The following is a 13,888-nucleotide window of genomic DNA, read 5'->3' on the forward strand; positions in this document are numbered from 1 at the left end:
TGGTAGACTCCGCCGCCATTATGATCCGACTCCAGAACCTCACTCTACAGCGTGGCCCGCAGCGTCTTCTCGAAGGCGCCGAGCTGACCCTGCACGCCGGTCACAAGGCCGGCCTGATCGGTGCCAATGGCGCCGGTAAATCCAGCCTGTTCGCCCTGTTGCGTGGCGAGCTGACGCCTGATGCCGGCGATTGCCTGCTGCCCGGTGACTGGCGCATCGCCCATATGCGCCAGGAGGTCGATACCCTCGATCGGCTGGCGGTGGACTATGTGCTCGACGGCGATCACAACCTGCGCCGCGTACAGGCCGAACTGGCGGCCGCCGAGCAGGCGCATGATGGTGCGGCCATCGCTCGCCTGCACAGCGAGCTGGACAGCGCCGACGGCTATAGCGCTGACGCCCGCGCGCGCAAGCTGCTGGCCGGCCTGGGCTTCGAGAACGCGCAGATGGATCGCCGTGTCGGCGACTTCTCCGGTGGCTGGCGCATGCGCCTGAACCTGGCCCAGGCACTGATGTGCCCGTCCGACCTGTTGCTGCTCGACGAGCCGACCAACCACCTGGATCTGGACGCCATTCTCTGGCTGGAAGGCTGGCTGCAAAGCTACCCCGGCACCTTGCTGCTGATTTCCCACGACCGCGATTTTCTCGATGCCGTGGTCGACCATGTCGCCCATGTCGAGCAGCGCAAGCTCACGCTTTATCGTGGTGGCTACACGGCCTTCGAGCGTACCCGTGCCGAACGTCTGGCCCAGCAGCAACAGGCGTACGAGAAGCAGCAGGCGCAGCGCGCGCACATGGAAAAGTACATCGCCCGCTTCAAGGCCCAGGCCACCAAAGCCCGTCAGGCGCAGAGCCGGATCAAGGCTCTGGAGCGCATGGAAGAGCTGAGCGCGGCGCATGTCGACTCGCCCTTCGACTTCGTCTTCCGCGAGGCCGAGAAGATCTCCACGCCACTGCTCAGCCTCAGCGAAGGTCGCCTGGGTTATGGCGACAAGACCGTGCTGCAGCAGGTCAAGCTGAGCCTGGTGCCGGGCGCACGTATTGGCCTGCTCGGCCCCAACGGCGCGGGCAAGTCGACGCTGATCAAGAACCTGTCGGCCGAATTTCAGCCGCTCGGTGGCAGCCTGACCCGTGGCGAGAACCTGGTGATCGGCTATTTCGCCCAGCATCAGCTCGACGCCCTGGATGACAAGGCCAGCCCGCTGCTGCACCTGCAGCGCCTGGCACCGGCCGAGCGCGAGCAGACCCTGCGTGATTTTCTCGGTGGCTTCGATTTCCGTGGCCCGCGCTGCGACGAGCCGGTGGTGAATTTCTCCGGTGGCGAGAAGGCGCGCCTGGCCCTGGCGTTGATCGCTTGGGGCAAGCCCAACCTGCTGCTGCTCGACGAACCGACCAACCACCTCGACCTGGAAATGCGCCTGGCCCTGACCATGGCCCTGCAGGAGTTCGCCGGTGCTGTGGTGGTGGTCTCGCACGATCGTCATCTGCTCAAGAGCACCACCGATGAATTCCTGCTGGTTGCCGAAGGACGGGTGGTGCCGTTCGACGGCGATCTGGACGATTACGCGCGCTGGCTGGTCGATTACCGGCAGCGCCAGGCGCCACCGAGCGCACCGGCTGAAGGGGCGGCGGACAAGACCGACAAGCGCGCCCAGCGCCAGGCCGCCGCCGCGCTGCGTCAGCAACTGGCGCCGCACAAGAAGCAGGCCGACAAGCTCGAGCAGGAGCTGGGCAAGGTGCAGGAAAAGCTCGCCACCGTGGAAACCCAGCTGGGCGACAGCGGTCTGTACGAGTCCGCGCGCAAGGATGAGCTGCGCCAGCGTCTGGCCGAACAGGCGCAGCTCAAGGCCCGCGAGGCCGAGCTGGAGGAAGCCTGGCTGCTGGCGCTGGAAACCCTGGAGGCGTTGCAGCAGCAACTGGAGGAAGCCGAGTAATGGAACAGCTTGAACTGCTGGCGGCCTGGCGCGACCCACTGATTCGCACCGGCCAGGTACTGCTGATCATCCTGCTGGCGTGGATCGCCCAGCGCATTCTCACCCGCGCCATCAGCCGCCTCGGAGCGCGTTACAGCCTGCTGCCGGCAGAGGTGCTGCAGCCGCTGCGCGGGCTGGTGCGTTGGCTGATCATGGGCAGCGCTCTGCTCATGGTGCTGGAGCGCCTGGGTGTTTCCGCGACCGTGCTGTGGACGGCGCTGACCGGTTTCACCGCGGTCGCCGCGGTGGCGTTCTTCGCCATCTGGAGCGTGCTGTCGAACATGTTCTGCGCGCTGCTGATCTTCACCATGGGGCCGTTCCGTATCGGCGATACGGTCGAGGTGATCGACAGTGCCGACAAACCGGGCGTCAAAGGCCGGGTCATTGCCATCAATCTGTTCTATACCACTCTGCAGGATCTCAGCGAAGACGCGGCCGGCGCGTTGCTCCAGGTGCCCAACAGTCTGTTCTTCCAGAAGTCGGTACGGCGCTGGCGCTGAGCTCGCGTACTTCGAGAAGCATCGCGCAACCTAGGGTCTGTACGAAAGGTGCCTGTACGCCGCGGCCATGCGTGGCCGTCGTCGCCAGTCACTTTTCCTACACAACCTAACCCCTCGCTGGAGTAACTCCGAATGGAATGGCTTAGCAACCCGGAAATTTGGGTCGCGTTCCTGACTCTGACCGCCCTGGAAATTGTTCTGGGTATCGACAACATCATCTTCATTTCCATTCTGGTCAGCCGACTTCCGGTCGAGCAGCAGCCCAGGGCGCGCTTCTTCGGCCTGGCGCTGGCCATGGGGACGCGCATCCTGCTGCTGCTGTCGATCACCTGGGTGATGCGCCTGACCACTGACCTGTTCCATGTCTTCGGTGAGGGGATTTCCGGGCGCGACCTGATCCTGTTCTTCGGGGGCCTGTTCCTGCTGTTCAAGAGTACGGCGGAGATCTACCACAGCCTCGAAGGTGCGAAAGAGGGCGGCCAGGATGCACCGAAGAAGAGTTACGGCTTCATGGGCATCATCATCCAGATTGCCATCATCGACATCGTGTTCAGCCTCGACTCGGTGATTACCGCCGTCGGCCTGGTGCAGCACGTACCGGTGATGGTCGCCGCCATCGTCATCTCGGTGCTGGTGATGATGCTGTCGGCCAGCACCATCGCTTCGTTCATCGACAAGCATCCGAGCCTGAAGATGCTGGCGCTGTCGTTCCTGATCGTCGTCGGTACCGTGCTGATCGCCGAGAGCTTCGATGTGCATGTGCCGAAAGGCTACGTTTACTTCGCCATGGCCTTCTCTCTCGCCGTCGAGGCCATCAACATCCGCCTGCGCGGGCGGATGCGCAAGCAGGAACCGAGTGAGCCGGTGCAACTGCGCAAGGGCTCGCCGGATTGATCGGACGGGAGTAGGCTTTAACGCCTGCTCCCGTTTTTCTTTCCTGAGGTATCACGCCATGGCTCTCGAAACCTGGCTCGCTTTTTTCGTCGCCTGCTGGGTGATCAGCCTGTCGCCGGGTGCTGGTGCCGTAGCCTCGATGTCGGCCGGTATGCAGTACGGCTTCTGGCGCGGCTACTGGAACGCGCTCGGCTTGCAGCTCGGTCTGGCGCTGCAGATCGCCATCGTCGCCGCGGGTGTAGGCGCCGTCCTGGCGGCCTCGGCCCTGGCCTTCAGCCTGATCAAGTGGTTCGGCGTGGCCTATCTGGTGTTCCTCGCTTACAAACAGTGGGTCGCCCTGCCCAGCGATCTGGATGCCGGCGCGGCCGAGCGTCCTATCGGCCGGCCGCTGACCCTGGTGTTGCGTGGCTTTCTGGTCAACTTCAGCAACCCCAAGGCCATCGTCTTCATGCTCGCGGTGCTGCCGCAGTTCATCAATCCGCATGCGCCGCTGGTGGCGCAGTATCTGGTCATGGGCGTGACCATGATCATCGTCGATCTGATCGTCATGGCCGGTTACACCGGCCTTGCCTCGCGAGTGCTGCGCCTGCTGCGCACACCCCGCCAGCAGCGGGTGATGAATCGCAGTTTCGCCGCCCTGTTCGCAGCTGCGGCCGGCCTGTTGGCGACAGTCAAGCGCGCGGCAGTCTGAGTCTCGGTCGCTATCGTTCAACGCTGGCCGATAGCGTTTGCCAGGGATGTTCTGAAAAAGCCATTCATCGTCACTCCCGCGAAGGCGGGAGCCCAGGTGATTCGCAGGTTCTGCATGCCCGCCTGTGCGGGCAAGACGGTCTTTCAGGTTCCGCTCGGCAGTTTGTTACTGAGTATTTCATATTCTTCTTGTGCTCAATCGTTAGGCCAGCAACAATTTAATGCCACCCATTCTCGTTTGGGATGCATTAATGACCCGCTTTCGCTTCTCTCTTTCCTGGCTGATGCTGCCTTTGCTGGCCAGCCTGAGCTTTCTCGCCATTGGCGAGCCCCTCGACGGTGCCGCACAGGCGTTGCACCTGATCGGTTACATCGGCGCTGATTACCCGGCCACCGTTGCGGGCGGTCAGGTTATCGATGCCGGTGAATATCAGGAGCAACTGGAGTTTCTCGATGTACTGCAGGGCCTGATCGTCGCCTTGCCCGCTCAGGCCGGCCGCGCCGAGCTGGAGCAGGGCGTCAGCAATCTGCGTCAGGCAATTGCTCAGCGCCAGCCGGGCGAGGAGGTGGCTGGCGCCGCCCGCAAACTGGGCGCACGTCTGGCCGAGCTCTATCAGGTGTTGCAGAGCCCAGTGCTGACGCCGGACCCGGAACGCGGCGCGCCGCTCTACGCTCAGCACTGCTCGGTGTGTCACGGCGACACCGGCCTGGGCGATGGACCTGCCGGTATCGGCCTGGAGCCAGCACCGGCCAATCTGCGTGATGCCGCGCGTCTGGATCGGCTGAGCCTTTACGATCTCTACAACACCCTCGGTCTGGGCATCGAAGGCACCGATATGCCGGCCTTCGCCGATCAGCTCGACGAGCGTCAACGCTGGGATCTGGCTGCCTACATCGCCGGTTTCACAACAGCGCCAGCGCAGAGCCAGACACGCTTCGCCATGAACGAGCTGGCAGGGCGCACGCCTGCCGAGATCGCCGCCACCGGCGGCGATGTCGCCGCGTTCCGCGCCCAGCGCGCTCATCCGGTAGTGGAGCAGCGTGGTCCGCAGCAGCTCATCGGTTACACCCGCTCGACCCTGGAGCGCAGCCTGCAGGCCTACCGCGAAGGTGATCGCGAGCAGGCTTATGACCTCTCCGTAGGCGCCTATCTGGAAGGCTTCGAACTGGTCGAAAGCGCTCTCGACAACCTCGATGCCGCACAGCGCAAGACTACCGAGCGCGCCCTGATGGCCTATCGGCAGGCGCTGCAGGATGGTGCCAGCGTCGCGCAGGCTGCTCAGGCACTGGAGCAGGCCAAGGTCGAGCTGGACAAGTCTGCGGCGCTGCTGGCCGATGGCGCAATGGATGACAGCCTGAGCTTCTTCGCCAGCCTGTTGATTCTGCTGCGCGAGGGGCTCGAGGCGATTCTGGTGCTGGCGGCGATCCTCGCTTTTCTGCGCAATACCGGGCAGCAGCAGGCGGTACGCAGCGTGCACATCGGCTGGGGTCTGGCATTACTGGCCGGTGTCGCGACCTGGGCGGTGGCGGCCTACCTGATCGACATAAGCGGCGCTCAGCGTGAGCTGCTGGAAGGCGCCACGGCGCTGTTCGCCAGCGTGGTGCTGCTGTGGGTCGGCGTGTGGATGCATGATCGCCGCCACGCTGCGGCCTGGCAGGATTACATCAAGAGCAGCCTGGTCGGCGGTGGTGGCCGTTTCGGCTTCGCCATGCTGGCGTTCTTCTCGGTGTATCGCGAGCTGTTCGAAGTGATTCTGTTCTACGAAACCCTCTGGCTGCAGGCCGGCCCTGCCGGGCACGGTGCGGTACTGGTCGGCGCCGCTGCCGCGCTGGTGCTGCTGATCGGCCTGGCCTGGGTGATCCTGCGCGGCTCGCGCAAACTGCCGCTGGCGACCTTCTTTGGCGTCAACGCGGTGCTGCTGTGCGCGCTCTCCGTGGTCTTCGCTGGCCATGGCGTGGCCGCGTTGCAGGAGGCCGGCGTGCTCGGCACGCGTCCGGTGACCTTCTTCGAGTTCGACTGGCTGGGCATTCATGCCGATGCCTGGAGCCTGTCGGCGCAGGGCCTGGCGCTGGTCGGTATCGCGCTGCTGTACGGGCGCAGCCTGCTAGGGGAGCGTCGACGCATGGTCGAGCAGGCCTAGACAGTCTACTCAGGTTGGAACGAGGGCGAGCTTTGCCCGCCCTCGTTGTGTCATAGCGTGAACCGCCGCTACGACACCTGGTCTCAGTGCACCTAGGCTGCTTCCAATTCCTCTGCCGAGTGCGCGCATGTCTTCCTCGATCCATTCCACTCACTACGCCGACAGCCCCGATCTGGCGTTGGCTGTATTGCGTCACCCCACCCTGGAGCAGGCACTCTCAGCGGCCTGTGCCCAACTTGCCATACGTGAGGCCTTTCTCGCTGCGTTGCGTGATCCAGCCATCGGTCTGCAGCCGCGGCTGCTGTTGGCAATTTCCGGCGCCGACATGAGTGGCCAGCGTCGCCTGGCTGCGCTGGTAGCGGAGCTGCTGCCGGACGAGGTGGAGCTGGATCTGATCGAACTGGCCGAGGACAACCTGTCGCGCGCCGTGCGTGAGCGCTGCGAACCGTTCTACCAGGCCTGAGCCTCGCGCCTGCTGGCATACTGGGCGCTGGTTTCTCTGCGGAAGTAGCTGCATGCGTGTATGGATCGACGCCGACGCCTGCCCTCGGGCGGCGCGGGATCAGGTGGTCAAGTTCGCCCTCAAGCGGGGCTTCGAAGTGGTGCTGGTGGCCGGGCAGGCCGTGGCGCGGCCGAACTTCGCCTGCGTGAAACTGATTGTGGTGCCCAGCGGGCCGGATGCGGCCGATGATCATCTGGTGGAACATGCGGTGCCCGGCGAGCTGGTGATCTGCAGCGATGTGCCGCTGGCCGACCGCCTGGTGAAGAAGGGCGTCGCCGCACTCGACCCGCGTGGTCGCGAGTTCGACGAGCGCAACATGGGCGAGCGCCTGGCGGTGCGTAATCTGTTCACCGACCTGCGCGAGCAGGGGCAGGTGGGTGGTGGCCAGGCGCCGTATTCGGAAAAGGACCGGCAGGCCTTCGCCAATGCGCTGGATCGAATTCTCACACGGCTGAGTCGCTAGCTGCCTCGGCTACCGAGGCAATGACCGTAGGAGCGAGCTCTGCTCGCGAATTTCCTGGGGCAGGGCGCTTCGCGAGCAGAGCTCGCTCCTACAAAGGCATCCGTTCATACGCACAGTTGTAGCCTGGGCGGACTCCGTCAGCCACACAGATAGGTGCCGGTGCCAACCGCCACCAGCACGCCCTCGTCGTTATGCAGCTCCATACGAATCACCGCCACCTTGTTGCCGGCGCGCAGTGGCGTGGCCGTGGCAGTGAAACGCTGACCGCGACCGGGGCGCAGGTAGTCGATGCGCAGATCGATGGTGCCGAGCTTGGACAGTTTGCTCATGCGTTCGGCTGGCGGCAGGTGCTGGTGGTTGGCGAAGGCGCCGATCAGCGCCATGGCGCCGCCGCAGACGTCGAGCAGCGAGGAAATCACCCCACCATGCAGGATGCCGTGGACGAAGTTGCCGATCAGTTCGGGCTTCATCGGCAGGTGCATGGTCACCCGCTCGGAGCTCAGCTCATCGAGCTCGATGCCGAGCACCTGATTGAAGGGAATGCGCTGGAAGAAACTGGCCACCGCCTGTTGCAGGTCGGGGCTGAGGACGAAGGGCTGGGACATGGCAGGGGCTCCGGGAAATCCTGTCGCCACGCTGCCGCAGCCCAAGCGGTTTGACCAGCGGCGCGGCCAGACTGCCCTGGCCAATGACCGAAGCGCCCTGTAGTGGTGCTGGTTGGTAGGGTGGGGCGGGCGGCGTTGCGCTTTATCCCACATTGATCGCCATTGGTGGGCTAAAGCCCACCCTACAGACAGGAACCCTGAACTTTGTAGGGTGGGGCGGGCGGCGTTGCGCTTTATCCCACATTGATCGCCATTGGTGGGCTAAAGCCCACCCTACAGATCGATGCTGAAGCTTAAGCGGAACGCTTCCCGCCCACCCTACAAAGCCCCTACATAGCGTAAGTCAGTGGTGCGCCAGCTCCAGCACACGGTCGACCAGTTTGTTGATGCCCGACGCTGCCTCGGCGATGGACTGGGCGAGCATGTAGGCCGGCGTGGTCACCAGCTTGCGCTGGCTGTCTTCGATGATGTCGCTGACCTCGCACTCATGGTGCTCGGCGCCCATCTGGGTCAGGGCGGCGGCGGTGTCATGATCGCTGCCGATGGTGCAGACCACGCCGGCACCGAAGATCTTCGCCGCAAGTACCGGGGCGATGCACATCAGGCCGACCGGCTTGCCGGCATCGACGAAGGCCTTGCATGCGGCCAGTACGTCCGGCTGCACGGTGCAGCCGGCACCGTTGGTGGCGAAGTCGGAAAGGTTTTTCGCCACACCGAAACCGCCGGGCAGGATCAGTGCATCGAAGTCGCCGACGTGCAGCTCCTTGACGTCCTTGATCTTGCCGCGGGCGATGCGCGCCGACTCGACCAGTACGTTGCGCGTATCGTCCATCTCGTCGCCGCTGTAGTGATCGACCACATGCAGCTGCGGCACGTTGGGGGCAAAGCACTGCACCTGAGCACCACGCTGATCGAGGCGCAGCAGGGTCAGCACACTCTCATGGATTTCCGCGCCGTCGTAGACGCCACAGCCGGAAAGAATCACCGCGACTTTCTTGTTCATCAAGTTCTCCTGAATTGCCAGCTGTACCGGGTTGAGTCATGTCCTTTGAGCCTGAGCTCTGATGTCGCCATATGCCACTTAGGTTGGCATGGCGCGCCGCGAGACGCTTGCAGTGCTGGGCTAGGATTTATTCAGCAATCCTAACCGTTAGCCGCGTGCTGCGATATGGCCTATGCCACAGGTGAAACCATGAATTACATCCTCTACGCCGTGCCGTTCTTCTTTGCCCTGATCGCCCTTGAGCTGTTGCTCGATCGTTGGCGCGGGGTCAGCACCTACCGCTTCTCCGATGCGCTCAACAGCCTCAGTGCCGGCTTCCTGTCAACCTCCGTGGGCCTGCTGACCAAGGCCGTTAGGTTGCTTACCTACACCCTGGCCTGGCAGCACTTTGGTGTGTTCGAGTTATCGGCCAGCAGCCTGTGGGTCTGGCTGTTCGCCTTTGTCTTCTATGACTTCTGCTACTACTGGAACCACCGCCTGGGCCACGAGCGCAACGTACTCTGGGCGGCGCATTCGGTGCATCACCAGAGTGAGGACTACAACCTCTCCACGGCGTTGCGGCAGACCAGCACCGGTTTCATCTTCGGCTGGATCTTCTACCTGCCGATGGCCCTGATCGGTGTTCCGCCGCTGGTATTTCTCACCGTGGCGGCACTCAACCTGCTCTATCAGTTCTGGGTGCATACCCGGCACATTCCCAAACTGGGCTGGTTCGAGTGGTTCTTTATCACGCCGTCCAACCACCGCGTGCACCATGCGCAGAATGCTGTGTATATGGATCGCAATTACGGCGGCGTGTTCATTCTCTGGGATCGCCTGTTCGGCACCTTTCAGGAGGAGCTGGACGAAGAACCGGTGATCTTTGGCGTGACCACGCCGCTGGCCAGCTGGAACCCGCTGTGGGCCAATGCGCAGTTTTATGTGGCGCTGTGGCGTGATGCGGTGCGGGCCGAGTCCTGGTGGGACAAGCTGCGTATCTGGTTTATGCGCACCGGCTGGCGTCCGGCCGATGTCGCAGCGAAATACCCGCAAACCAAGCCGGACCTCAGGCAGTTTGTCAAATTCGACGTGCCGCTGAGCCTGGCGCAGAAGCTCTATGCCGGTGTGCAGTTCAGCCTGTATGTGGTGGCCGGCACCGTGCTGCTGGGCATGGGCGACACATTGAGCCTGGCGCAGGCGCTGCTGGGCATTGTGTGGATGGCCGTGGGGCTGACGATCATCGGCAGCTGGCTGGAAAACCGGCCGACGGCCAAGCGTCTGGAAGTACTGCGTCTGCTGCTCAACCTGCCAGCGGTCTGGCTGGCCCTGCAGCTTGGTCTGTTGACCGCCCAGCCACTGCTCTGGGCGCTGCTGCTGGGCTACAGCCTGCTGAGCCTGGGCGCGCTGTTCTGGACCCCGCGTGGGCAGGATGCTGTGCCTGCCTAAAGCTAATTCATGGCTGGCCCTTACAACGGTGGACAGGCGCAGGCCCGTCCACCTTTGTGCTTTCCGGGGCGGGGAAACGGCTGTGGTGTAGACGCGTGATACATATCTTCGCCACAGTTGCGGCGCTATGCTTGCTGGGCTTGCGGCAAGCGGTCGCAGCGCTGTCGTGCGTTGTCATACTTTGGTCATAATGACCGCTTATAACTGTCACACTCGCCCGTTGCTACGGGCTTCGGAGCCTGCCGTGAGCTTTACCCCCGCTAATCGCTTGTTTCCCGCCACTCGCCTGCGTCGCAACCGCCGTGATGATTTTTCCCGGCGCTTGGTGCGAGAAAACCGCCTGAGTGTCGATGACCTGATCCTGCCGGTGTTCGTCCTCGACGGCGAAAACCGCCGCGAAGCAATTGCCTCGATGCCAGGCGTCGAGCGTCTGTCCATCGACCTGTTGCTCAAGGAAGCCGAGCACTGGGTCGCCCTGGGCATTCCCGCGCTGGCGCTGTTCCCGGTGACGCCGCTGGAGAAGAAATCCCTGCTGGCTGAAGAAGCCTGGAACCCGGACGGCATCGCCCAGCGCGCGATTCGTGCCCTGCGTGCGAAATTCCCTGAGCTGGGGGTGATCAGTGACGTGGCGCTGGACCCGTTCACCACTCACGGCCAGGATGGCATCCTCGATGAAAGCGGCTACGTGCAGAACGACATCACCGTCGATGCCCTGGTCAAGCAAGCGCTGTCGCATGCCGAAGCCGGTGCTCAGGTGGTCGCACCTTCGGACATGATGGACGGCCGCGTGCAGGCGATCCGTGAGGCGCTGGAGCTGGCCGATTACAACAATGTGCGCATCATGGCCTACTCGGCCAAGTACGCCAGCGCCTACTACGGCCCGTTCCGCGATGCGGTGGGTTCAGCGGCCAACCTGGGCAAGGCCAACAAGGCCAGCTACCAGATGGACCCGGCCAATGGCGACGAAGCGCTGCATGAGGTGGCCGCCGATCTGGCCGAAGGCGCCGATATGGTCATGGTCAAACCAGGCATGCCCTATCTGGACATCCTCTGGCGGGTCAAAACGGAATTCAAGGTACCGACCTTTGTCTATCAGGTCAGTGGTGAGTACGCCATGCATATGGCGGCGATCCAGAATGGTTGGTTGGGCGAGGCGGTGATTCTCGAATCACTGACTGCCTTCAAACGTGCGGGTGCCGATGGCATCCTGACGTATTTCGCCGTGCGCGCGGCAGAACTGCTGAAGCAGGGGCAGTAGGCCCCACAGGAACTCCAGATGAACACCGAAGGACTCAGTACCCCTGAATTGCAAGATGCCCAACCGGTCGTCGATGAGGTTGTAGCCGTGGAAACCCCTGTCATCGAGGCCCCTGCGCCGGTCGTACCTGCGCCTGTGGTGATCCATAACCTGGATGACAGCAGCCTGTATATCCACCGTGAGCTGTCGCAGCTGCAATTCAATATCCGCGTCCTGGAACAGGCGCTGGATGAGTCCTATCCGCTGCTCGAACGTCTGAAGTTCCTGCTGATCTTCTCCAGCAACCTCGACGAATTCTTCGAGATCCGCGTCGCCGGCCTGAAGAAACAGATCAATTTCGCCCGTGAACAGGCCGGTGCCGACGGCCTGCAGCCGCACCAGGCGTTGGCGCGCATCAGCGAACTGGTGCACGAGCAGGTCGAGCGACAGTACGCCATTCTCAACGACACGCTGTTCCCGGCGCTGGCCAAGCACAACATCAACTTCATCCGCCGGCGGTTCTGGACCACCAAGCTCAAGGCCTGGGTGCGCCGTTATTTCCGCGACGAGATCGCGCCGATCATCACCCCCATCGGCCTCGACCCGACGCACCCCTTCCCGCTGCTGGTGAACAAGAGCCTGAACTTCATCGTCGAGCTGGAAGGCGTCGATGCCTTCGGTCGCGATTCCGGTCTGGCCATCATCCCGGCGCCACGCCTGCTGCCGCGTATCATCAAGGTCCCGGAAGACGTCGGCGGCCCCGGCGACAACTACGTGTTCCTGTCGTCGATGATCCACGCCCACGCCGATGACCTGTTCCAGGGCATGAAGGTCAAGGGCTGCTACCAGTTCCGCCTGACCCGCAACGCCGACCTGTCGGTGGACACCGAGGACGTCGAGGACCTGGCGCGTGCCCTGCGTGGCGAGCTGTTCAGCCGTCGTTATGGCGATGCGGTGCGCCTGGAAGTGGTCGACACCTGCCCGAAACACCTGCGCGATTATCTGCTCAAGCAATTCGGCCTGACCGAGGGCGAGCTGTACCAGGTCAACGGCCCGGTCAACCTGACCCGCCTGTTCAGCATCACTGGCCTGGATAACCACTCGGATCTGCAGTACGCGCCGTTCACCCCGGTGATCCCCAAGCTGCTGCAGAACGCCGAGAACATCTTCAGCGTGGTCAGCAAGCAGGACATCCTCCTGCTGCATCCCTTCGAGTCCTTCACCCCGGTAGTGGACCTGCTGCGCCAGGCGGCGAAAGACCCGCACGTGCTGGCGATCAAGCAGACCCTGTATCGTTCTGGCGCCAACTCGGAGATCGTCGACGCCCTGGTGGAGGCAGCGCGTAACGGCAAGGAAGTCACCGCGGTGATCGAGCTGCGTGCGCGCTTCGACGAAGAGTCCAACCTGGCCCTGGCCAGCCGTCTGCAGGCCGCTGGTGCAGTAGTGATCTACGGTGTGGTCGGCTTCAAGACCCACGCCAAGATGATGCTGATCCTGCGCCGCGAGAACGGCGAGATCGTCCGCTACGCTCACCTAGGCACCGGCAACTACCACGCTGGCAACGCCAAGCTGTATACCGACTACAGCCTGCTCACCGCCGATGTGGCCCTGGGCGAGGACGTGTCCAAGCTGTTCAGTCAGCTGATTGGCATGGGCAAGACCCTGCGCATGAAGAAGCTGCTGCATGCACCCTTCACCTTGAAGAAGACCCTGCTCGACCTGATCGCCAAGGAAACCACAGCGGCGGCCGAAGGCAAGCCGGCGCATATCATCGCCAAGTTCAACTCGCTGACCGACCCCAAGGTCATCCGCGCGCTATACAAGGCCAGCCAGACCGGGGTGAAGATCGACCTGGTGGTGCGTGGCATGTGCTGCCTGCGGCCGGGTATTGCCGGGGTCTCGCATAACATCCAGGTGCGTTCGATCATCGGCCGCTTCCTCGAGCACACGCGGGTGTTCTACTTCCTCAACGGCGGCGACGAGAAAATCTATCTGTCCAGCGCCGACTGGATGGAGCGCAACCTCGACAAGCGCGTGGAGACCTGCTTCCCGGTGGAGGGCAAGAAGCTCATCACGCGCGTCAAGAAGGAGCTGGAAAGCTACCTGACCGACAACACCCAGGCCTGGGTGCTGCAGTCCGATGGTCGTTACCTGCGCCAACAGCCCACCGGCAACCAGAACCCGCGCAGCGCACAGTCCGGCTTGCTGGAGAAACTCACCGCACCAGTGATCGTGACGCGTTAAAAAGGCCGCTTGCGGCCATCTGATGACCCTCTCCCACTTGTGGGGCGAAGAGGCGCGCTTTTGGAAGCACTGCTTCCTGCGCCGATGAGCGCCTGAGCGCCTGATCGCTGGCGATCAGGTCGGGGCGCGGAGCGGGGTGCCCGAAGTGCGGGAGAGGGGGCTTTGTGGTCCTGGCGGGTTTCACCCGCCCTACAGGCCGAGCCGCGCCCGC

At 63.3% G+C, this 13,888-nt stretch carries 12 protein-coding genes; 10 read left to right on the top strand and 2 right to left on the bottom strand.

From position 1 onward, the window contains the following. Window positions 1-20 precede the first annotated feature (20 nt). The 7 genes from BLT86_RS20880 (at window position 21) to BLT86_RS20910 (ending at window position 7,163) form a co-directional block, all read left to right on the top strand. On the top strand, window positions 21-1,934 hold the full coding sequence (locus BLT86_RS20880; RefSeq protein ID WP_092379353.1) for an ATP-binding cassette domain-containing protein: 1,914 nt from the start codon (window positions 21-23) through the stop codon (window positions 1,932-1,934). Next, window positions 1,934-2,473 (top strand): mechanosensitive ion channel family protein, encoded by a 540-nt coding sequence (locus BLT86_RS20885; RefSeq protein ID WP_017678328.1) that lies wholly within the window; start codon window positions 1,934-1,936, stop codon window positions 2,471-2,473. The genes BLT86_RS20880 and BLT86_RS20885 overlap by 1 nt, the downstream gene beginning before the upstream one ends. 132 nt (window positions 2,474-2,605) lie before the next feature. Next, window positions 2,606-3,367 (top strand): TerC family protein, encoded by a 762-nt coding sequence (locus BLT86_RS20890; RefSeq protein WP_092379356.1) that lies wholly within the window; start codon window positions 2,606-2,608, stop codon window positions 3,365-3,367. Window positions 3,368-3,425: 58 nt separating this feature from the next. Beyond that, window positions 3,426-4,058, top strand: coding sequence for a LysE family transporter (locus BLT86_RS20895; RefSeq protein WP_017678330.1), 633 nt, complete (start codon window positions 3,426-3,428; stop codon window positions 4,056-4,058). A 250-nt stretch (window positions 4,059-4,308) separates the two neighbouring features. Continuing rightward, window positions 4,309-6,198: a cytochrome c/FTR1 family iron permease gene (locus BLT86_RS20900; protein WP_092379359.1), complete on the top strand. Its 1,890-nt coding sequence runs from the start codon at window positions 4,309-4,311 to the stop codon at window positions 6,196-6,198. Between the two features lie 127 nt (window positions 6,199-6,325). Then, the gene (locus BLT86_RS20905) at window positions 6,326-6,661 is read left to right on the top strand and encodes an enhanced serine sensitivity protein SseB C-terminal domain-containing protein (RefSeq protein ID WP_092379362.1); all 336 of its coding nucleotides are present in this window, start codon (window positions 6,326-6,328) and stop codon (window positions 6,659-6,661) included. A 52-nt stretch (window positions 6,662-6,713) separates the two neighbouring features. Continuing rightward, the gene (locus BLT86_RS20910) at window positions 6,714-7,163 is read left to right on the top strand and encodes a YaiI/YqxD family protein (RefSeq protein ID WP_004373364.1); all 450 of its coding nucleotides are present in this window, start codon (window positions 6,714-6,716) and stop codon (window positions 7,161-7,163) included. A gap of 137 nt (window positions 7,164-7,300) precedes the next feature. Here BLT86_RS20910 and BLT86_RS20915 read toward each other — a convergent pair whose 3' ends face one another. After that, window positions 7,301-7,768 carry a thioesterase family protein gene (locus BLT86_RS20915; protein ID WP_003458608.1) on the bottom strand — a complete coding sequence of 156 codons (468 nt, stop codon included), beginning with the start codon at window positions 7,766-7,768 and terminating at the stop codon, window positions 7,301-7,303. Between the two features lie 343 nt (window positions 7,769-8,111). Further along, window positions 8,112-8,771, bottom strand: a complete 660-nt coding sequence (gene elbB, locus BLT86_RS20920) for an isoprenoid biosynthesis glyoxalase ElbB (RefSeq protein ID WP_092379364.1) — start codon at window positions 8,769-8,771, stop codon at window positions 8,112-8,114. A 189-nt stretch (window positions 8,772-8,960) separates the two neighbouring features. Here elbB and BLT86_RS20925 point away from each other — a divergent pair, with 189 nt between their 5' ends. From BLT86_RS20925 to ppk1, 3 genes are all read left to right on the top strand, one after another. Further along, window positions 8,961-10,196 (top strand): sterol desaturase family protein, encoded by a 1,236-nt coding sequence (locus BLT86_RS20925; protein ID WP_092380468.1) that lies wholly within the window; start codon window positions 8,961-8,963, stop codon window positions 10,194-10,196. A gap of 244 nt (window positions 10,197-10,440) precedes the next feature. Continuing rightward, entirely contained in the window at window positions 10,441-11,454 is a 1,014-nt protein-coding gene (gene hemB, locus BLT86_RS20930; protein ID WP_092379366.1) for a porphobilinogen synthase, read from the top strand. Between the two features lie 18 nt (window positions 11,455-11,472). After that, entirely contained in the window at window positions 11,473-13,677 is a 2,205-nt protein-coding gene (gene ppk1 / locus BLT86_RS20935) for a polyphosphate kinase 1 (RefSeq protein ID WP_092379368.1), read from the top strand. Window positions 13,678-13,888 lie beyond the last annotated feature (211 nt).

It is taken from the genome of Pseudomonas sihuiensis (genome assembly GCF_900106015.1).
In the GTDB taxonomy this organism is placed as follows: domain Bacteria; phylum Pseudomonadota; class Gammaproteobacteria; order Pseudomonadales; family Pseudomonadaceae; genus Aquipseudomonas; species Aquipseudomonas sihuiensis.